The 19,682-nt window shown below is 59.7% G+C and carries 18 protein-coding genes; 11 read left to right on the top strand and 7 right to left on the bottom strand.

Annotation, left to right across the window (positions count from 1 at the left end; all coding sequences use genetic code 11):
- Positions 1-93 precede the first annotated feature (93 nt).
- The gene (locus tag J4E42_RS06275; protein WP_008033255.1) at positions 94-1,041 is read left to right on the top strand and encodes a GlxA family transcriptional regulator; all 948 of its coding nucleotides are present in this window, start codon (positions 94-96) and stop codon (positions 1,039-1,041) included.
- 131 nt (positions 1,042-1,172) lie between these two features.
- On the opposite strand, the gene J4E42_RS06270 is transcribed toward J4E42_RS06275, so the two are convergent.
- The 4 genes from J4E42_RS06270 to J4E42_RS06255 all read right to left on the bottom strand — a co-directional run bounded on the left by J4E42_RS06270 (position 1,173) and on the right by J4E42_RS06255 (position 2,803).
- Entirely contained in the window at positions 1,173-1,589 is a 417-nt protein-coding gene (locus tag J4E42_RS06270; protein WP_008044810.1) for a DUF3010 family protein, read from the bottom strand.
- A 32-nt stretch (positions 1,590-1,621) separates the two neighbouring features.
- Positions 1,622-1,945, bottom strand: coding sequence for a helix-turn-helix domain-containing protein (locus tag J4E42_RS06265; RefSeq protein WP_207284941.1), 324 nt, complete (start codon positions 1,943-1,945; stop codon positions 1,622-1,624).
- Positions 1,929-2,183, bottom strand: a complete 255-nt coding sequence (locus J4E42_RS06260; protein ID WP_207284842.1) for a type II toxin-antitoxin system RelE/ParE family toxin — start codon at positions 2,181-2,183, stop codon at positions 1,929-1,931. The genes J4E42_RS06265 and J4E42_RS06260 overlap by 17 nt, the downstream gene beginning before the upstream one ends.
- A 218-nt stretch (positions 2,184-2,401) precedes the next feature.
- The gene (locus J4E42_RS06255; RefSeq protein WP_192227587.1) at positions 2,402-2,803 is read right to left on the bottom strand and encodes a lysozyme inhibitor LprI family protein; all 402 of its coding nucleotides are present in this window, start codon (positions 2,801-2,803) and stop codon (positions 2,402-2,404) included.
- A gap of 234 nt (positions 2,804-3,037) precedes the next feature.
- Here J4E42_RS06255 and J4E42_RS06250 point away from each other — a divergent pair, with 234 nt between their 5' ends.
- The 8 genes from J4E42_RS06250 (at position 3,038) to J4E42_RS06215 (ending at position 12,763) form a co-directional block, all read left to right on the top strand.
- The gene (locus tag J4E42_RS06250) at positions 3,038-4,015 is read left to right on the top strand and encodes a dipeptidase (protein ID WP_008033250.1); all 978 of its coding nucleotides are present in this window, start codon (positions 3,038-3,040) and stop codon (positions 4,013-4,015) included.
- A 78-nt stretch (positions 4,016-4,093) separates the two neighbouring features.
- Positions 4,094-4,624 carry a DUF5943 domain-containing protein gene (locus tag J4E42_RS06245; protein WP_008033249.1) on the top strand — a complete coding sequence of 177 codons (531 nt, stop codon included), beginning with the start codon at positions 4,094-4,096 and terminating at the stop codon, positions 4,622-4,624.
- A 15-nt stretch (positions 4,625-4,639) separates the two neighbouring features.
- Positions 4,640-6,700: a dimethylglycine demethylation protein DgcA gene (dgcA, locus tag J4E42_RS06240; RefSeq protein WP_008033247.1), complete on the top strand. Its 2,061-nt coding sequence runs from the start codon at positions 4,640-4,642 to the stop codon at positions 6,698-6,700.
- A gap of 173 nt (positions 6,701-6,873) precedes the next feature.
- Positions 6,874-8,823 (top strand): dimethylglycine demethylation protein DgcB, encoded by a 1,950-nt coding sequence (gene dgcB / locus J4E42_RS06235; RefSeq protein WP_192227589.1) that lies wholly within the window; start codon positions 6,874-6,876, stop codon positions 8,821-8,823.
- Complete coding sequence (locus J4E42_RS06230) at positions 8,823-10,043, top strand: electron transfer flavoprotein subunit alpha/FixB family protein (RefSeq protein WP_207284841.1); 1,221 nt, start codon at positions 8,823-8,825, stop codon at positions 10,041-10,043. Before dgcB ends, J4E42_RS06230 begins: the two co-directional genes overlap by 1 nt.
- 15 nt (positions 10,044-10,058) lie before the next feature.
- A complete protein-coding gene (locus J4E42_RS06225) occupies positions 10,059-10,829 on the top strand; it encodes an electron transfer flavoprotein subunit beta (protein WP_008044824.1) in 771 nt (256 codons plus the stop codon).
- Between the two features lie 124 nt (positions 10,830-10,953).
- Positions 10,954-11,520, top strand: a complete 567-nt coding sequence (locus J4E42_RS06220) for a GNAT family N-acetyltransferase (RefSeq protein WP_008044826.1) — start codon at positions 10,954-10,956, stop codon at positions 11,518-11,520.
- 79 nt (positions 11,521-11,599) lie between these two features.
- Positions 11,600-12,763: a retropepsin-like aspartic protease gene (locus J4E42_RS06215; RefSeq protein WP_207284840.1), complete on the top strand. Its 1,164-nt coding sequence runs from the start codon at positions 11,600-11,602 to the stop codon at positions 12,761-12,763.
- A 784-nt stretch (positions 12,764-13,547) separates the two neighbouring features.
- On the opposite strand, the gene gbcA is transcribed toward J4E42_RS06215, so the two are convergent.
- Positions 13,548-14,843 (bottom strand): glycine-betaine demethylase subunit GbcA, encoded by a 1,296-nt coding sequence (gene gbcA / locus J4E42_RS06210; RefSeq protein WP_008033238.1) that lies wholly within the window; start codon positions 14,841-14,843, stop codon positions 13,548-13,550.
- A gap of 281 nt (positions 14,844-15,124) precedes the next feature.
- Between gbcA and gbcB the strand changes: the two genes are divergently transcribed.
- Positions 15,125-16,225: a glycine-betaine demethylase subunit GbcB gene (gbcB, locus tag J4E42_RS06205; RefSeq protein WP_008033237.1), complete on the top strand. Its 1,101-nt coding sequence runs from the start codon at positions 15,125-15,127 to the stop codon at positions 16,223-16,225.
- Between the two features lie 126 nt (positions 16,226-16,351).
- Here the strand turns inward: gbcB and J4E42_RS06200 are convergent, their stop codons facing one another.
- Both J4E42_RS06200 and J4E42_RS06195 read right to left on the bottom strand, forming a co-directional pair.
- Positions 16,352-17,176, bottom strand: coding sequence for an NAD(P)-dependent oxidoreductase (locus tag J4E42_RS06200; RefSeq protein ID WP_207284839.1), 825 nt, complete (start codon positions 17,174-17,176; stop codon positions 16,352-16,354).
- A 620-nt stretch (positions 17,177-17,796) separates the two neighbouring features.
- The gene (locus J4E42_RS06195) at positions 17,797-18,837 is read right to left on the bottom strand and encodes a low specificity L-threonine aldolase (RefSeq protein ID WP_008035042.1); all 1,041 of its coding nucleotides are present in this window, start codon (positions 18,835-18,837) and stop codon (positions 17,797-17,799) included.
- A 133-nt stretch (positions 18,838-18,970) separates the two neighbouring features.
- Here J4E42_RS06195 and J4E42_RS06190 point away from each other — a divergent pair, with 133 nt between their 5' ends.
- The gene (locus tag J4E42_RS06190) at positions 18,971-19,681 is read left to right on the top strand and encodes a TraX family protein (protein ID WP_207284940.1); all 711 of its coding nucleotides are present in this window, start codon (positions 18,971-18,973) and stop codon (positions 19,679-19,681) included.
- Position 19,682: the final 1 nt, after the last annotated feature.

Below are 19,682 nucleotides of genomic sequence, written 5' to 3'. Positions count from 1 at the left end.
ACCAGCTCTTGCACTGCAGCGACCTGTCCACTTGAATGCCGCTCGCAAGTGGCGTATCAACAGCACACGCTACCCGCGAATCGAGTGCGCTCCATGTCCCAGGATTTCTACTTCATGTTGATGCCGGGTTTCTCGGCCATCGGTTTCATCTCGGCCATCGAGCCGTTGCGGGTCGCCAATCGCTTTCGCGGCGAGCTGTATCGCTGGCACGTGCTGAGCGCGGATGGCGGGGCGGTTTTGGCCAGCAACGGCATGTCGGTCAACGCCGATGCAGCACTGGAACCGCTGAAGAAAGGCGCGACCTTATTGGTGGTCGCCGGTTTTGAACCGCTGAAATTCGCCACTCCGGCGCTGGAGCACTGGCTGCGCCGACTGGACAACGAAGGCGTGACACTCGGCGCCATCGACACCGGCAGCTTCGTCCTCGCCGAAGCCGGCCTGCTCGACGGCCATCGCCTAACCCTGCACTGGGAAGCCATCGACGCGTTCAAGGAATCTTATCCACAGCTCAGCGTCACTCAGGAACTGTTCGAGATCGACCGTCGGCGCATCACCTCCGCCGGTGGCACCGCCTCCATCGACCTGATGCTCGACCTCATCGCCCAGGCCCACGGCCCGGAACTGGCGATCCAGGTCAGCGAACAATTCGTACTCGGCCGCATCCGCCCGCGCAAAGACCACCAGCGCATGGAAGTCGCCACGCGCTATGGCATCAGCAACAAGAAGCTCGTTCACGTGATCGGCGAGATGGAACAACACAGCGAACCGCCGCTGACCACGCTGGAGCTGGCGGAGTCGATCAAGGTGACACGGCGGCAGTTGGAGCGATTGTTTCGGTTGCACCTGAACGACACACCGAGCAATTTCTACCTGCGGTTAAGGCTGGAGAAGGCGCGTCAGTTGCTGCGGCAGACCGATATGAGCGTGCTGGAAGTGAGTATTGCGTGCGGGTTTGAGTCGCCGTCGTATTTCACCCGCAGTTATCGGGCGAAGTTTGAGCGGTGTCCACGAGAAGACCGGCGACAAACCCAAAAGGCCTGAAACTACCAACGGAAAAAACCGAATCCTGTAGGAGCGAGGCTTGCCCGCGAAGAGGCCGCCTCAATCGAAATCACCGTCGTTTGACACTCCGCCTTCGCGGGCAAGCCTCGCTCCTACAGGTCGTGTCGCGTTTACTTTTTCATCAGTGCCGAACAGGCGGCTTTGTAAGCCTCATGCTGATACTTGTTCAGCGTCGCCGGCAGCTCAAAATCAAACTTCTTGTTCTGCGCATTGATCGTCTGCGGTGACAGCAGGATTACCTCGCAATTCTCCAGCAACTGAAAAACGCCCTCGATCTTGAACGTGGTCGGCCCGCCGGCGAATTCGCCTTTCTTGCTGCGCTTCTTGATCGCGATCCGGTCGATTGAATTCTCACGGACAAACGATGCGACCTGAGCGGCAAAGACTTTGACGTTGGCGGCTTCGTCGTCATCGTCGAGGGCGATTTTCTTGGTGTTCAGCGCGACGTGGCTCAGTACCTGATCGTCGAGGGAGGCCACGGCGATGATCGCTTCGCTGCCTTTGATTTCGATGCCGCAGATTTTCATTTCGATCCCTTTCACAAATGGTTGTGTGCAGCCTACAGCTCAAGTTGACTGGCCGTGATGCCAAAAGCTGCAGCAATTCTCTCGCGAGTGGCCTTGCGAGGCTTCGCGACGGTCTCCTGCTGGGCAAAAGCCGGTTGAGAAATGCCCATTCGTTTGGCCACTTCATCCTGTGTAAGGTTCAAGTGTTCGCGCCAGGCGCGAATCGGTGTTGCACCATCGACGATGCGACTGACCACTTCGTGAGGGATCAGGTTGGGCTCGATTTTTTGCGCCACGTACTGCGCGTAAGGAATAACCACGAACGCGGGGTTTCCGTCTGCGTCATTGATAATTTGAACGTCAGTAGGTGCGTTCATCACGTTTTTTGACCTCTTGAATACTGACCACTTTGATTGCGCCATCCCAGTCGAACATGACTCGATAGTTACCCACTCGAAGTCGATAGGCATAGTCATGACCGATGAGCGCTTTGACATTGCCTGTATCAGGCATGCCTGTCAGCGCCGTGACGGCATCACGAACCTGGATCTGGTGAACGGAATGCAATTTCAAAAGCTGCTTAACGGCCTTTCGAGTCCAGTGAATGCTGTTCATGGGAGAATATAAGTCTTTTATAAGATTTGCGAATCTTTGCTTATATTTTCACGTCGGCCAATTAACGAAGCATGTCGGGATGTTGCCCGACTAACAGGGTCTGCTCCGAGGTGCAGGGAGCGCTGTAGGCGTGGTCAGCCACGCCTGTGGGAAACATCATTTCTTGAGAGGTGAAAGCTGGCGGCGGTGCCGGCAGAGTAGCCGACAAACTGAAAACATCACTCCTGCCCAATCGACTCCAAAAACTCCGACCGCTCATCACTCATCCGCGCCACGCAATCGTTCTGCGCAATGGTGAACGCCTTGCTGCCGCTGGTCGCCGGAAACGCTTCAACTGTGCAATCCGCATCCCGGGTTTTCAGCCATTGCTGCTGGGCGGTTTTGAGTTTGGCGGTGATGTCGGCCAGTTGTGTCGGATTTTTGCCGTAGAGCGTTTGCATGCGCTCGGTCAGGCTCTGGTAGTTGTCTTTGAGCAGGTCTTCGGCGGTGGTTCGGCTGTAGACCGAGCATTCCAGGGTCTGGACTTCGTTTTCGACCGCATCGCAGGGGTTGATGTCGGACTCTTCAGCCGCCTGTACGCCGGTCGCTATCAGTGCCATTGCCAGTAAGATCGATTTCATTGCGCCTCAGCCCCTTTTTTGGCCCAAATTCCGTAATGCGGCGAATTCTGGCCCATGCGCAAGTCCTTGAACAGGTGGCCCGCGACGTTCAACGACGACCCTTTGTCGCAGATTGACGCTTTCGGCAAACCCCCTGTCGTTTTTGCACCCGGCTGCACCGGTACTCAGGCATATGCTGGCCCCAAAGCGCCGGCACACGATTCGGCGCATGAATCGCTAATAGGGGACAGCCTGATGAGCCCAGCCGAATTGCACGCCGACAGCATCGTTATCGACGGGCTGATTATTGCCAAGTGGAACCGCGAGCTGTTTGAAGACATGCGCAAGGGCGGTCTGACCGCGGCCAACTGCACCGTGTCGGTGTGGGAGGGCTTTCAGGCCACCGTCAACAACATCGCCGCCAGCCAGAAGCTGATCCGCGAGAACAGCGACCTGGTGATTCCGGTTCGCACCACCGCCGACATCCGTAAAGCCAAGGAGCAGGGCAAGACCGGCATCCTGTTCGGCTTCCAGAATGCTCACGCCTTCGAAGACCAGATCGGCTATGTCGAGGTGTTCAAGCAGCTCGGCGTCGGTATCGTGCAGATGTGCTACAACACCCAGAACCTGGTCGGTACCGGTTGCTACGAGCGTGATGGCGGCCTGTCGGGCTTCGGTCGCGAAATCGTTGCCGAGATGAACCGCGTCGGGGTCATGTGCGACCTGTCCCACGTCGGTTCCAAGACTTCCGAAGAAGTCATCCTCGAATCGAAGAAACCGGTCTGCTACTCCCATTGCCTGCCGTCGGGTCTGAAAATTCACCCGCGCAACAAATCCGATGAAGAACTGAAGTTCATCGCCGACCACGGCGGTTTCGTCGGCGTGACCATGTTCGCGCCGTTCCTCGCCAAGGGCATCGATTCGACCATCGACGACTACGCCGAAGCCATCGAATACACCATGAACATCGTCGGCGAAGACGCCATCGGCATCGGCACCGACTTCACCCAGGGCCATGGCCAGGACTTCTTCGAATACCTGACCCATGACAAGGGCTACGCCCGCCGTCTGACCAGCTTCGGCAAGATCATCAACCCGCTGGGCATCCGCACCGTCGGCGAGTTCCCGAACCTGACCGAAACCCTGCTCAAGCGCGGCCATTCCGAGCGCGTGGTCCGCAAGATCATGGGCGAGAACTGGGTCAACGTCTTGAAAGATGTCTGGGGCGAATAAGCCGCCGCACCTCTGAATTCTTTCCCCCGGCCATCCGTGCCGGGGGCAACACAAAAATTTTTCTGGAGTTAAGTTTCCATGGCCAAGATCGCCCCGCAATTGCCTATCGAAGTCGACAGCGAAACCGGTGTCTGGACCTCCGACGCCCTGCCGATGCTGTACGTGCCGCGTCATTTTTTCGTCAACAACCACATGGGCATCGAGGAAGTGCTGGGCGCCGACGCCTACGCCGAAATTCTCTACAAGGCCGGCTACAAGTCCGCCTGGCACTGGTGTGAAAAAGAAGCTGAATGCCACGGCCTGGAAGGCGTCGCGGTGTTCGAGCACTACATGAAGCGCCTGTCGCAGCGCGGCTGGGGCCTGTTCAAGATCCAGGACATCGACCTCGACAAAGGCACCGCCAGCGTCAAGCTCGAACACTCCGCTTTCGTCTACGTGTACGGCAAGGTCGGGCGCAAGGTCGACTACATGTTCACTGGCTGGTTTGCCGGTGCCATGGACCAGATTCTGCAAGCCCGCGGCAGCAAGATTCGCACCGTTGCCGAACAAGTCTACGGTGGCTCCGAAGAAGGCCACGACGACGGTTTGTTCACCGTCAAGCCGTTGTAAGTCGAGGAACCCGCCATGGCTTTCGAAGCAATGTTCCAGCCGATCCAGATCGGCAAACTGACCATCCGTAACCGCGTGCTCAGCACCGCGCATGCCGAGGTCTACGCGACCGACGGCGGCATGACCACCGATCGGTACGTCAAGTATTACGAAGAGAAAGCCAAGGGCGGGATCGGCCTGGCGATTTGCGGCGGTTCGTCCGTGGTGGCTATCGATAGCCCGCAGGAGTGGTGGAGTTCGGTGAACCTGTCCACCGACCGCATTATTCCGCACTTCCAGAATCTGGCCGACGCCATGCACAAGCACGGCGCCAAGATCATGATTCAGATTACCCACATGGGCCGGCGCTCGCGCTGGGACGGTTTCAACTGGCCGACGCTGATGTCGCCGTCCGGTATCCGTGAACCGGTGCACCGCGCCACCTGCAAAACCATCGAGCCGGAAGAGATCTGGCGGGTGATCGGCAACTACGCCCAAGCGGCCCGTCGTGCCAAGGCCGGTGGCCTGGACGGTGTCGAGCTGTCGGCCGTGCACCAACACATGATCGACCAGTTCTGGAGCCCGCGGGTCAACAAGCGTACCGACGAATGGGGCGGCAGCTTCGAAGGCCGCATGAAGTTCGGTCTGGAAGTGTTGAAAGCCGTGCGCGCCGAGGTCGGTGACGATTTCTGCGTGGGCATGCGTATCTGTGGTGACGAATTCCACCCGGACGGCCTGTCCCACGAGGACATGAAGCAGATTGCCAAGTATTACGACGACACCGGCATGCTCGATTTCCTCGGCGTCGTGGGTTCGGGTTGCGACACCCACAACACCCTGGCCAACGTGATTCCGAACATGAGTTATCCGCCGGAGCCGTTCCTGCACCTGGCGGCCGGCATCAAGGAAGTGGTCAAGGTTCCGGTGCTGCACGCACAGAACATCAAGGACCCGAACCAGGCGACCCGTATTCTGGAAGGCGGTTACGTCGACATGGTCGGCATGACTCGCGCACACATCGCTGACCCGCACCTGATTGCCAAGATCAAGATGGGCCAGATCGACCAGATCAAACAATGCGTCGGCGCGAACTACTGCATCGACCGTCAGTATCAAGGCCTGGATGTGTTGTGCATCCAGAACGCGGCGACCTCCCGTGAATACATGGGCCTGCCGCACATCATCGAAAAAACCACCGGCGTGAAACGCAAGGTGGTGGTGGTCGGTGCCGGTCCAGCGGGGATGGAAGCCGCCCGTGTGGCCGCCGAACGTGGCCACGACGTGACCCTGTTCGAGAAAAAGGAATTCATTGGCGGGCAGATCACCACGGCGTCGAAAGCGCCGCAGCGTGACCAGATCGCCGGTATCACCCGCTGGTATCAGCTGGAACTGGCACGGTTGAAAGTTGACCTGCGCCTGGGCACTGCGGCTGATGCACCGACCATCATGGACCTGCGTCCAGATGTGGTGGTGCTGGCGGTTGGCGGTCATCCGTTCCTTGAGCAGAACGAACACTGGGGCGCGGCTGAAGGCCTGGTGGTCAGCAGCTGGGACGTGCTCGACGGCAAGGTCGCGCCGGGCAAGAACGTGCTGGTCTACGACACTATTTGCGAGTTCACCGGGATGTCGACCGCCGACTTCCTCGCCGACAAGGGCAGCCAGGTCGAGATCGTCACCGACGACATCAAGCCCGGGGTCGCGATTGGCGGCACGTCGTTCCCGACTTACTACCGCAGCATGTACCCGAAAGAAGTGATCATGACCGGGGACATGATGCTGGAGAAGGTCTACCGCGAAGGCGACAAGCTGGTGGCGGTGCTGGAAAACGAATACACCGGCGCCAAAGAGGAGCGGGTGGTCGACCAGGTGGTCGTGGAAAACGGCGTGCGCCCGGACGAAGAAATCTACTACGCGCTGAAGGACGGCTCGCGCAACAAAGGCCAGATCGACGTCGAAGCCTTGTTCGCGATCAAGCCGCAGCCATGCCTTGAGCAGAGCGGTGACGGCTACCTGCTGTTCCGCATCGGCGACTGCGTGGCCCAGCGTAACGTGCACGCGGCGATCTACGACGCGCTGCGGCTGTGCAAGGATTTCTAAGAGCTTGTGGATAACCCTGTAGGAGCGAGGCTTGCCCGCGAAGGCGTCCTGACATTCAACATTGTTGTCGGCTGACCCATCGCTTTCGCGGGCAAGCCTCGCTCCTACAGGAATCGGGCAAGGCATCCAGGTAGTTTGGCCTGCAAGACCCTGCGGTCTTTGGGAGCTCCACCATGTTGAACACCCTTCTTCCAATCCTGTTGTTCGCTGCCCTGGGCCTTGCTGTCCTCGGCGCGTTGCGGCGGGTGGCCATGTGGCGCCGGGGCCGAGCCTCCAAGGTCGACCTGATCGGTGGCCTGTTCGCCATGCCCAAGCGCTACATGGTCGATTTGCACCATGTTGTCGCGCGGGACAAATACATCGCCAACACCCACGTGGCCACGGCCGGTGGTGCGGTGGCGTCCATCGTGCTGGCGATTCTGGTGCACGGTTTCGGCCTGCATAACCGCATCCTCGGTTACGCGCTGTTGTTGATGACAGTGGTGATGTTCGTCGGTGCGATCTTTGTGTACCTGCGTCGTCGCAACCCGCCGGCTCGCCTGTCCAAAGGGCCGTGGATGCGCCTGCCGAAAAGCTTGTTGGCGTTCTCGGCGAGCTTCTTCCTGTTGACTCTGCCGGTCGCCGGCATCCTTCCGGAGAATTTCGGCGGTTGGGTGGTGGCAGCGATCCTCGGGATCGGCGTGCTGTGGGGCGTTTCGGAATTGTTCTTCGGCATGACCTGGGGCGGGCCGATGAAGCACGCCTTCGCCGGTGCGCTGCACCTGGCCTGGCACCGTCGCGCCGAGCGTTTTGGCGGCGGTCGTTCCACCGGTTTGAAACCGCTCGACCTGAACGATCCAAGCGCACCACTGGGCGTGGAAAAACCCAAGGATTTCACCTGGAACCAACTGCTCGGTTTCGATGCCTGCGTGCAATGCGGTAAATGTGAGGCCGCGTGCCCGGCGTTCGCCGCTGGCCAGCCGCTGAACCCGAAAAAACTCATCCAGGACATGGTCGTCGGCCTTGCCGGCGGCACCGATGCCAAGTTCGCCGGCAGCCCCTATCCGGGCAAAGCCATCGGCGAACACGCGGGCAACCCGCATCAACCGATCGTCAACGGTCTGGTGGACGCCGAAACCCTGTGGTCCTGCACCACCTGCCGTGCCTGCGTCGAGGAATGTCCGATGATGATCGAGCACGTCGATGCCATCGTCGACATGCGTCGCCATCTGACCCTGGAAAAAGGCGCGACCCCGAACAAGGGCGCCGAAGTCCTGGAAAACCTGATTGCCACCGACAACCCTGGCGGTTTCGCACCGGGTGGCCGGATGAACTGGGCAGCGGATTTGAACCTCAATCTGCTCAGCGAGAAGAAATCCACCGACGTGCTGTTCTGGGTCGGCGACGGCGCCTTCGACATGCGTAACCAGCGCACCTTGCGTGCCTTCGTCAAAGTGCTGAAAGCGGCCAAGGTCGACTTCGCGGTACTCGGTCTTGAAGAACGCGACAGCGGTGACGTGGCCCGACGTCTGGGCGATGAAGCGACCTTCCAGTTGCTGGCCAAGCGCAACATCCAGACCCTGGCCAAGTACAGTTTCAACCGCATCGTCACCTGCGACCCGCACAGCTTCCACGTGCTGAAAAATGAGTACGGCGCCTTCGACGGCAACTACCTGGTGCAGCACCACAGCACCTACATGGCCGAAATCATCGACGCCGGCGCGCTCAATCTTGGCCAGCACAAAGGCAGCAGCGTGACCTATCACGACCCGTGCTACCTCGGTCGCTATAACGGCGAATACGAGGCGCCGCGAGAAGTGCTGCGCGCCCTCGGGATTGAAGTGAAAGAGATGCAACGCTCCGGTTTCCGTTCACGCTGCTGCGGCGGCGGTGGCGGCGCGCCGATCACCGACATTCCGGGCAAGCAGCGGATCCCCGACATGCGCATGGAAGACATCCGCGAAACCGGCGCCGAACTGGTGGCCGTGGGTTGTCCACAATGCACCGCGATGCTCGAAGGCGTGGTCGAACCACGGCCGTTGATCAAGGACATCGCCGAGCTGGTGGCGGACGCACTGCTTGAAGACGCAGCGCCAAGCAAACCGTCCACACCGGCCCAACGTGAACCTGCGGAGGCCCACTGATGAGCGACATTATCCGCCGCGACCCCCGCGCCGAATGGATTGCCCGTAACCGCCTGCACCCGCTGCACGCGGCCATGCAGCCGGCGCAACACAGCTGGATGGGGCCGAACGGCGTCATCCGCAAGAACCCGCATGGCATCGGTTTTATCGGTCCCAATGGCATCAAGCGCATCGACCGCAGCGGCGCGCAGCAGGGCGGGGCAACCAAACGCTCGGCTGCTGTTGAAGTGCAATTGCCGCTGCATCAAGTGCCAGCACCTGCGTTTTACATCAGCGTGGTGCCGGACATGGTCGGCGGCCGCTTGAGCAGCCACGACAAGGATTTGCTCGGCCTGGCCCACCAGTTGGCCGGCAAGGAGGGCGCGGTGTTGGCCGTGGTCTTCGGCGAACACAAGGAAAACGCCTTTGCCACCGCCGGCGTCGATCGCTTGCTGGTGCTCGAAGGCGACGAATTCAGCGGTTATGCACCGGAGCAACGTGTCCAGGGCCTGCGGGCTGTGGATAACCAGTTCAGCCCGCGTCACTGGCTGCTGCCGGACAGCCGCAGCGGTGGCGGCGAACTCGGTCGGCGCTTTGCCGCTGCACTGGGCGAACGCCCGGCCACGCGGGTCTGGCAGGTCAAGGATCAGGAATGCATCGGCCGCGCTGGTGCCGGGTTGCAAGACCTTGCACGTCCCGTCGCACGCTTGATTCTGGCCGCCGCCGAATGCGCCGAGCCGGTCAGCGAAACCCGTCATGAAGCCTTGCCGGTGGAGTTATCCACAACCGTGGCGCGCAGCTTGTCGCGGATCGAGGATCTGGGCGCTGTGGCCGTGGACCCGGCAGCCATTCCGATGGCCGAAGCCGAGTTCATCTTCTCCGGCGGCAACGGCGTCAAGGACTGGGGACTTTTCCACAGGACTGCCGAAGCGCTCGGCGCCACCGAAGGCGCATCCCGTGTGGCGGTGGACGATGGCTTCATGGCCCGTGACCGTCAGGTCGGCGCGTCCGGCACGTGGGTCACTGCGAGGGTCTACGTGGCGGTGGGGATTTCCGGGGCGATCCAGCACCTGCAAGGCATCGGTGCCTGCGACAAGGTGGTGGCGATCAACCTCGACCCAGGTTGCGACATGATCAAACGGGCCGACCTGTCGGTGATCGGCGAGAGTGCCGAGATTCTTCAAGCCTTGATCGATGCGATAGCGGCTTATCGCGACGACGCCAAGCGCGATGCGGCTTAAGGGAAGGAAAGGGTTATGAGCACGAAAATCATCAGCCTGGTGTCCATCGGCGCCCACCCGACCTCCGGCCGGCCACGTCGCGCGGAGCAGGATGCGCGGGCGGTGGAACTGGGTCTGCAACTGGCTGGGGATAACCTGCAAGTGCTGCATGCCGGCGACGTCGCGGAGCCAGCGCTGCGCGCCTATCTGGGCATGGGCCTGGAACAACTGCACGTGCTGGAACAACCATCCGGTGCCGATGCCTTGCCGGCGTTGACCGCCTATTTGCGCGATGCCGGAGCACAAGTCGTGCTGACTGGCAGCCAGGCAGAAACCGGCGAAGGCTCGGGCATGCTGCCGTTCCTGCTGGCGGAAAACCTCGGCTGGCCGCTGGTGGTCGGGCTGGCTCAGGTGGAGTCCATCGATGGCAGTTCGGCGCTTGTCCTTCAAGCGTTGCCCCGTGGTCAACGCCGTCGTTTGAAGGTGCGGCTGCCGTTCCTGGCGACTGTGGATAACGCGGCGCCGAAGCCCCGTCAGAGCGCGTACGGCCCGGCCCGGCGTGGTGTGTTGCAGGCGGATGAAGTCGAAGTGATCGATGATGAGTTGCTGGCCGTATCGACGCTGCAACCGGCCAAGCCTCGGCCTAAACGCTTGAAAGTGATCAAGGCCAAAAGCGGCGCGGACCGGATGAAAGCGGCGACAGCCAAAGCCAGTGGCGGCGGCGGGCAGGTGCTCAAAGGCGTCACGGCGCAAGCGGGTGCCGAAGCGATTCTCAAATTGCTGATCGAAGAAGGCGTGGTCCGCTAACCGCGAATCTGCACAGAACTAATGTAGGAGTGAGCCTGCTCGCGATAGCGGTGGGTCAGTCAACATCATCGGCGACTGATCCACCGCTATCGCGAGCAGGCTCACTCCTACAGGGGACAAAATAATGACCGTCAAATTTCGTTCGGCCCTGCGCGCGGATGCGCGGGAAATTGCCCGTTTGTTCCAGATTTCCTCGGAAGGCGCTTCGGATTACATCTGGAGCCAACTCGCCGAACCCGGCCAGGATCTATTGGATGTCGGCGCCCTGCGTTACGCCCGTGACGACGTGGATTTCTCCTACCAGAACTGCCTCATCGCCGAGGCCGACGGCCACGTCATCGGCATGATGCACAGCTACGTGATGCGCCACGATCCACTGGCTGAGCCCACCACCGACCCAGTGCTGGCGCCGTATGCCGACATGGAAATCCCCGACACGCTCTACATCTCCAGCCTCGCGCTGCATGAAGGCTGGCGCAACCAGGGCCTTGGCAAGCAGTTCCTCGCCCACGCTCACGAACGCGCCCGCCAGTTGGGGCTCAAGGGCTTGAGCCTGATCGACTACGCCGTCAACACCGGCGCCCGTCGTTTCTATGAGCGGCATGGTTTCCGCATCGTCGATACGTGCCAGATCACGCCACACCCGATGATTCGGGTGACCGGCGACGCTTACCTCATGCAGTGGCCCTAGTGAGCTACATTTCTTAATGAGCGGCCCGAGGCGGCAGCAGCGCTGATTCATAAAACTCGTTTTCAGGAATGGGTTGTCGATGAACGCGGTCAGTCGGCGTGAGACATGTCTGATCTGTGGCGTGATGCTGGTTGTGATGGTTGCGGCCGCTGAAACCCGCCAGGGCGATCCGGATTTCTATCAATGGATCGACTCTGCGCAGGGGCGGCATGCCTCCCTGGCGCAAATGAAGCAACACTGCGATCAGGTGTTGGCGCCTGATAAAAACCTCAATTGTTCAGTCACCGTTCTCGCCAGAATGTTCGAGACCAAGGCCGCCAACCAGCTACCCGATTACTACCTGGCAATCAAGCGGCGCCACGCTCAGGCCATCGCCAATGACCCTGAACTCCAACAGTTGTTCTCCATGTTCGGCCGTGAATCGATCGCGACCTTGCGGCAGGTCGCCGATTTCTCGCTGACAAGATCACCGCGACGCGAAGTGCTGCCGATTCATCCTTCCCCAAACGATGGCCACGAGACGAATGAAGTGCTGCCGTACCTCGATGTCAAAGCCGCCAACGGTGTTTCGGCGCGGTTCATTCTTGATACGGGCGCCCCGCAAACCCGGGTCAACAGCGAAACCGCGAAGCAGATGGGCATCAAGCTGCTGACCGACTCTGATTACGGCTACAGCACTTTCTACGGCGAGCGGGACCTGGCGGCCAAACTCGGAATCCTTGAGTCCCTGAAGATCGGTGCTAGCGAGTTCAGGAACGTCCTGGTGTTTGTCAGTGACCGGGATAACTTATTGGGGCTCGACCTGATCGGTAAGCTGGGACGATTGACCATTACGAAAAAGACGCTGGAGATCAACGCTGCAGCGCCCACACGATGTGATTCGCCGGTCACCTTCGTCCGTATCGACATCAATCAACGATTGACCCTTGCTGCGCGGCTGGATCGGCGTGCGACCGTGGCGATTATCGACACCGGCAATGTGGATTACCTGACATCCGCCTCGCCCGGCACTTCACCTGTTCATGTCATCGATAAGCCGCACCACCAGATCTTCAAGGGCGAGTTGAGCTTGTCCGGGCGTACGCGTCTGATCGCCTACAAGTACTACCCGGACTTTACGATCCCGCCGTCGATGCTGCTTGGGCAGTACGTGCCGTCGATTTTGCTCGGATGGCGTGCATTCAATGATTACGAGTTGAATCTGGATATTGCTTCAGGCTTGTCCTGTTTCAACAGGGTTTGATCACGGTTACCCACAATCCCTGTTAGCGCTTCTGTGGATAACGTGTTCGCCCATCGCTACACGCCATACAAATCAAGCCCTGCAAGCCTTCGTACAAAAAACAACCAGCTTAAGTTGCGGTTTTTTCGGGCTTTTTCCAGAGGATAAGTCTGTTCGTTCGCCAATACTTGCCCCCAATCTCTGTTGGCGCTTCTGTGGATAAGATGTTCGCTGTCCGCTACAGGCCATATAAACCGGGCCTGTACGCTGCATGATTAAAAAATGATCAATTTGCCGGTTTGGAGGGGCGAACCTCGCGCAAACCCTGATTTATCGCGGCTTTCGGCGGTTTTCCACAGAGGCGGCGAAGTTGCCCCCAAAGTCTGTTGGCGCTTCTGTGGATAAGGTGTTCGCCATCCGCTACAGGCCACGTGTTGCGTGGCTTTCAGGTGTCAGGTCAAAAAACAACCAATCGCTGTTCAAAACCCTGCTTCTGGATAAGTCACGGATTTTCTTCGGTTTCTGTGGAGAAAGTTAGGGGGTGTCGCACACTTGTCCCCATTAGCTGTGGGTGGAGGTGTGGATAACTTGTTTGCGGAAGGCTGGAAGCCACGAACGGCATAGCGCTGAACGCAATAGATCATATTTCGTACAGTTCTATGGAGGGGAGGGGTATTGCAGATAGTGATGCGGTGATCAGTCGGACGCTATCGCCGGCAAGCCGGTCTCGCTCCCACATTGGATCTGTGTCGATCACAAATCCCCTGTGGGAGCGAGACCGGCTTGCCGGCGATGCTTTTGATCTTTAACCCTGAACCGGAACCCCTTTGAGGTAAGGCGCAGGCTCAGCGCCGAGGTTGTTCAGCAGACGCTCGCTGTACCAGTCCACAAAGTTCACCACACCAAACTCATAGGTCTTGGAGTAAGGCCCTGGCTGGTAAGCCGAGGAGTTGATCCCGCGCTGGTTTTCTTCAGCCAGGCGACGGTCCTGGTCGTTGGTGGCATCCCAGACCTGGCGCATGCGCTCCACGTCGTAGTCGACGCCTTCGACGGCATCCTTGTGCACGATCCACTTGGTGGTGACCATGGTTTCCTGCGCGCTGATCGGCCACACCGTGAAGACGATGATGTGGTCGCCCATGCAGTGGTTCCACGAGTGCGGCAGGTGCAGGATGCGCATCGAGCCCAGGTCCGGGTTCTTGATGCGGCCCATGAGTTTGGCGCAACCCTGTTTGCCGTCCATGGTCATCGACACGGTGCCCTTGAGCAGCGGCATGCGCACGATGCGGTTACGCAGGCCGAAGCTGGCGTGGGCGTAAGGGATCTTCTCGGCTTCCCAGGCAGCGGCGGAAGCGGCGACGTGGTCCTTGAACGCCTGGTCGGCGCGCGGGTCGGTAACGTCGTCCCATTCCAGCAGGGTTTTCAGCAGTTCCGGGTGCGACGCGTTGCAGTGGTAGCACTCGCGGTTGTTTTCCAGCACCAGTTTCCAGTTGGCCTTTTCCATCAAGGTGGTTTGCACCGCCACCTTGGTGTTTTCCATGTCGTACGGTTCCATGTAATGGTTCAGCGTCGACAGGAAGTCATCGATGGCCGGCGGGTTCTCCGACAGGCTGATGAAGATATAGCCGCCGGCGGTCTTCACGTTCACCGGTTTGAGGCCGTACTGCTTCATGTCGAAATCGGCGCCCATCTCGGTGCCGGCGAACAGCAGGCGGCCGTCCAGCTCGTAGGTCCACTGGTGGTAGTGGCAGACCAGCTTGGCGACTTTGCCTTTATCACTGGTGCACAGCCGCGAACCGCGGTGACGGCAGACGTTGTGGAAGGCGTGAACCACGCCTTCGGCGCCGCGAATCACGATGATCGGGTTCTTGCCGACTTGCAGGGTCAGGTAGTTGCCCTTGGTCGGGATTTCGCAGGTCATGCCGGCAATCAACCACTCTTTCTGGAAGATCTCCTGCATGTCGATATCAAACAGCCGCTCGTCAGAGTAAAACGGCTGCGGCAGCGAGAAGGTGCGCTCGCGCTCTTGCAGCATCTGCGCGGTGGCCTTGCGTGCGGGTTCCAGCGGATCGCCCAGGCTGATTTTTGCGGTGACGTCCATCGTGTATATCCTCAAGGCCATCTGCGTGGCCGCGAAAGTGGCTGATCAGGGTTGCTACGCAAGGTGTAAAGGTTATGTCTTGGTATGGGGCGAGTGTGGGGCCGGCGTTGCCCGGAACCTTATCCATGGGCGACATGGCCCAATCTGTTCCCGACGCGTAACCCCCGGCAGTTGGGGGCTGGTCGCGATAAGTATGTGAATGTCGCAGATAGGTAAATGGGTGGTCTGCGCTATACGCAGAATCGTCAACATAAGGCCGACCATCGGCGGTGGAGAACAGCATGTCCAACAGCTTCCTGAATCCGGTAACCACCCAGACCTGGGCCAATGGCCGACACATCGTCCGTTGCGTCAAAGTCATCCAGGAAACCTGGGATGTGCGCACCTTCTGCTTTATGGCCGACCAGCCGATCATGTTCTTCTTCAAGCCGGGGCAATTCGTCACCCTGGAGCTGGAAATCGATGGCCAGCAGATCATGCGTTCGTACACCATTTCCAGTTCGCCCTCGGTGCCGTACAGCTTTTCGGTAACGATCAAGCGCGTGCCGGGCGGCAAGGTCTCGAACTGGCTGCACGACACCCTGCATGAAGGCTACGAACTGGCGGTGCACGGCCCGGTCGGGCTGTTTAACGCGATCGACTTCCCGAACCCGAAAGTGCTGTACCTCAGTGGCGGCGTGGGCATCACGCCGTGCATGTCCATGGCCCGCTGGTTCTTCGATACCAACGGCAATGTCGACATGGCGTTTATCCACAGCGCCCGCTCGCCGAAAGACATCATTTATCACCGCGAGCTGGAACACATGGCCGCGCGGATCGAAAATTTCAGCCTGCACCTGATCTGTGAAAAACATGGTTTCGGTGAGCCATGGGCCGGTTATCGCGGTTATCTGAACCACAAGATGCTGGAACTGATGGTTCCGGACTTCCTTGAGCGCGAAGTGTTCTGCTGCGGCCCGACGCCTTACATGAACGCGGTCAAGCGCCTGCTGGAAAACGCCGGCTTCAATATGAAGCACTACCACGAGGAATCGTTCGGCGCCACGCCGCCAGAGGCGATCGCCGATGCCGTGGAGAATGCCGAGCAGGCCGCTGAGGCGCCGGAAATCGATGCGGCTGATTTGCATGAGGTGGAATTCACCGCCTCGGGCAAGAGCATCCGCGTGGCACCGGGCGAGACCGTGCATGCGGCGGCCGCCAAGGTCGGCCTGATGATTCCGAAAGCTTGCGGCATGGGCATTTGCGGCACCTGCAAGGTGCTCAAGCTTGGCGGCGAAGTGGAGATGGACCACAACGGCGGGATCACCGAAGAAGACGAAGCCGAAGGGTTCATCCTGTCGTGCTGCAGCGTGCCGAAGGGCGACGTTCGCATCGAGTATTGATGGTCGCACGATAAACCTGTAGGAGCTGTCGAGTGAAACGAGGCGGCGATCTTTTGACCTTGATTTTTGAAGTCAAAAGATCGCCGCCTCGTTTCACTCGACAGCTCCTACAAGGTTGTGGATATCTCAGTCGACGAATAGGTCTGGCATCAGCTTGTCGTTGGTGCCGGGCTCAAAGCGGTAATGATCGAATTCGGTTACGCCGTGCTCCCGCAGAATTTCCTCATCAATCAGCAGCCGACCGGTGATGCTGCGACCGCTGCTGTCCAGGATGGCGTGAGCAGCATCCGCCATGATTTCCGGCGTGCGCGCATGTTTGAAGGATTCACGCGAACCTAGCTGAAATTCGATGGCGGCGGTGGCGATCATCGTCTGCGGCCACAGCGAGTTGACACTGATCCCGTAATTCTTGAATTCCTCGCTCATGCCCAACGTGAGCATGCTCATGCCGTATTTGGTCACGGTGTACGGGCTGTATTGGGCGAACCACTTGGTTGCCAGGTTCAGTGGTGGTGACAAGTTGAGGATATGACCGCTGCTTTTCTTCAGGTAAGGCAGGGCTGCCTGGCTGCACAGCAATACGGCGCGGGTGTTGATCTGGTGCATCAGGTCAAAGCGCTTGAGCTCGATGTGCTGAACCCCGGTCAGCTTGATCGCGCCGGCGTTGTTGACCAGTGCATCGATGCCGCCGAAATGCTCGTTGGCCTGGGCCAGTGCCTCACGCACCGCGACTTCATCTCGAACGTCTACCTGCAGCGCCAGCGCCTTGCCGCCAGCGGCTTCGACTTCCTTTGCGACGCTGAAAATCGTGCCCGGCAATTTGGCGTGCGGCTCGGCACTTTTGGCTGCAATCACGATGTTCGCCCCATCGCGCGCGGCCCGCAGCGCGATCTCACGACCAATCCCGCGGCTGGCGCCGGTGATGAACAGGGTTTTGCCTTGAAGGGACATGCGTGCGCTCCTGATTATTGTTATCTGAGCGCTTCAATGTAGACCAACATGCTTGGTGCATCTTGCTGGCGAGGGCGGTGTGTCAGGTGCACCGCGTTGCGGCAATCGCCAGCAAGCTGGCTCCTACAGGGTTTGTGTCGTACGCAGGATGGGAGGCAGGGCGCGAATTTGTAGGAGCCGGCTTGCCGGCGATGGCGGTGTGTCAGGTGCACCGCGTCGTCTGGATCGCCAGCAAGCCGGCTCCTACAGGGTTTGTGTCATACGCGGGATGGGAGGTAGGGCGGGGATTTGTAGGAGCCGGCTTGCCGGCGATGGCGGTGTGTCGGGTGTACCGCGTTGCGGCGATCGCCAGCAAGCTGGCTCCTACAGGGTTTGTGTCGTACGCGGGATGGGAGGCGGGGCGCGAGTGTGTAGGAGCTGGCTTGCTAGCGATGGCGGTGTGTCGGGTGTACCGCGTTGCGGCGATCGCCAGCAAGCTGGCTCCTACAAGGTTTGTGTCGTACGCGGGATGGGAGGCGGGGCGCGAGTGTGTAGGAGCTGGCTTGCTAGCGATGGCGGTGTGTCGGGTGTACCGCGTGGTAGCAATCGCCAGCAAGCTGGCTCCTACAGGGTTTGTGTTGTTAGCGGGACATCACTTCGCGAATATCCGCTGCCAATTCACGTACGCGTTCTTCCTCGGTGTCCCAAGAGCACATGAAGCGGGCGCCGCCGTTGCCGATGAAGGTGTAGAAGCGCCAGCCCTTGGCGGTCAGTGCGGCGATGGCCGGTTCCGAGAGTTGCAGGAACACGCCGTTGGCCTGCACCGGGAACATCAGTTCCACGCCCTGGATATCGCTGACCAGTTCCGCCAGCAGTTGCGCACAATGGTTGGCGTGGCGGGCGTATTTGAGCCAGGCATCGTTTTCCAGGATCCCGACCCACGGTGCCGAGAGGAAACGCATTTTCGAGGCCAGTTGCCCGGCCTGTTTGCAGCGGTAGTCGAAGTCTTCGGCCAGTTTGTGGTTGAAGAACAGAATCGCCTCACCCACTGCCATGCCGTTTTTCGTGCCGCCGAAGCACAGCACGTCAACGCCGGCCTTCCAGGTCAGGTCGGCCGGTGTGCAGCCGAGGAACGCGCAGGCGTTGGAGAAGCGCGCGCCGTCCATGTGCAGGTTCAGGCCGAGTTCTTTGCAGGTTGCGCTGATGGCGCGGATTTCTTCCGGGGTGTAGACGCTGCCGACTTCGGTGGCCTGGGTCAGGGTCACGACGCGCGGTTTCGGGTAGTGAATGTCCTGGCGCTTGAGGGCCACTTCGCGGATCGATTCCGGGGTCAGCTTGCCGTTCTCGGTGCGGGCGACCAGCAGCTTGGAGCCGTTGGAAAAGAATTCCGGCGCGCCGCATTCGTCGGTTTCGACGTGGGCGGTTTCCGAGCAGATCACGCTGTGGTAACTCTGGCACAACGACGACAGGGCCAGGGAGTTGGCGGCGGTGCCGTTGAAGGCGAAGAACACTTCGCAGTCGGTTTCGAACAGTTTGCGGAAATCATCGGACGCGCGAGCGGTCCATTCATCGTCGCCGTAGGCGCGCTGGTGGCCGTGGTTGGCCTGTTCCATCGCCGCCCAGGCTTCAGGGCAGATACCGGAATAGTTGTCGCTGGCGAATTGTTGGCTCTTATCGGTCATGGCCCTGCTTTCCGTGGTCGGGACGCTTATGGTGAAGCGTCTCGTGGTCAATGATGGTGCGCACTTTACCGAAGATCATCCGGCGAGCACACAGGATGCGTCTGACAGAAAAATACAAAGACGACGGGCGATTATGCACATGACTCAACGGGATGGGGCACTGGATCTGCTCAAGTGGCTGGCGCTGCTGAGCATGGTGCTCGATCACCTGCGATATGTCGGTTATTCCCTCGATCTGCTGTATGTGCCCGGACGACTGGCGTTTCCGTGGTTTTGTCTGGCAATGGCGGCGAACCTGTCGCGTTCACGACAAGTCACACATCAATGGCGGTATCTGGGCTGGTTGATTCTGTTTAGTGCTATCAGCGAAATCCCTTACAGGATGTTCATCCCCGATCCCGACACCTTGAACGTGCTGCCTACACTGGCGCTCGGATTGTTGGTCGCGCGTGGCTGGCAGCAAAAAACGCTGCCATCGCGCCTGCTTGCGGTTGCTGTCTTAGTGCTGGCAGCAGTGTTCACGGAATACCTGATGTTCGGCGTTTTTGGTGTGTTGTTGCCGCTGGCGATGTTGCTGGTGATCAAGCGGCCCTGGTATTTCAGCCTGTTGCCGGGGTTGATCTGTCTGGCCGCCAATCAGTGGGAGGTGCTGTATTACTCCGCCCGGTTGGGTAACGGTGCGGCGATCCTCGGCATTGCCACTTGCTTGGTCGCACCGCTGTTGGGAATGTTCCTGTTGCGACATACGCGACAAATAACGCCACCACCGATGCGGCGTTGGGCGTATGCCCTTTATCCGCTGCATTTCCTGCTGCTGCTACTCGTCCGTCAAATCGTCACCTAAC

The organism is Pseudomonas sp. FW300-N2A2 (genome assembly GCF_017351735.1).
Classification (GTDB): Bacteria; Pseudomonadota; Gammaproteobacteria; order Pseudomonadales; family Pseudomonadaceae; genus Aquipseudomonas; species Aquipseudomonas migulae.
Note: the sequence above shows the minus strand (reverse complement) of the source record. Positions and strands in the feature narration are given on the sequence as shown.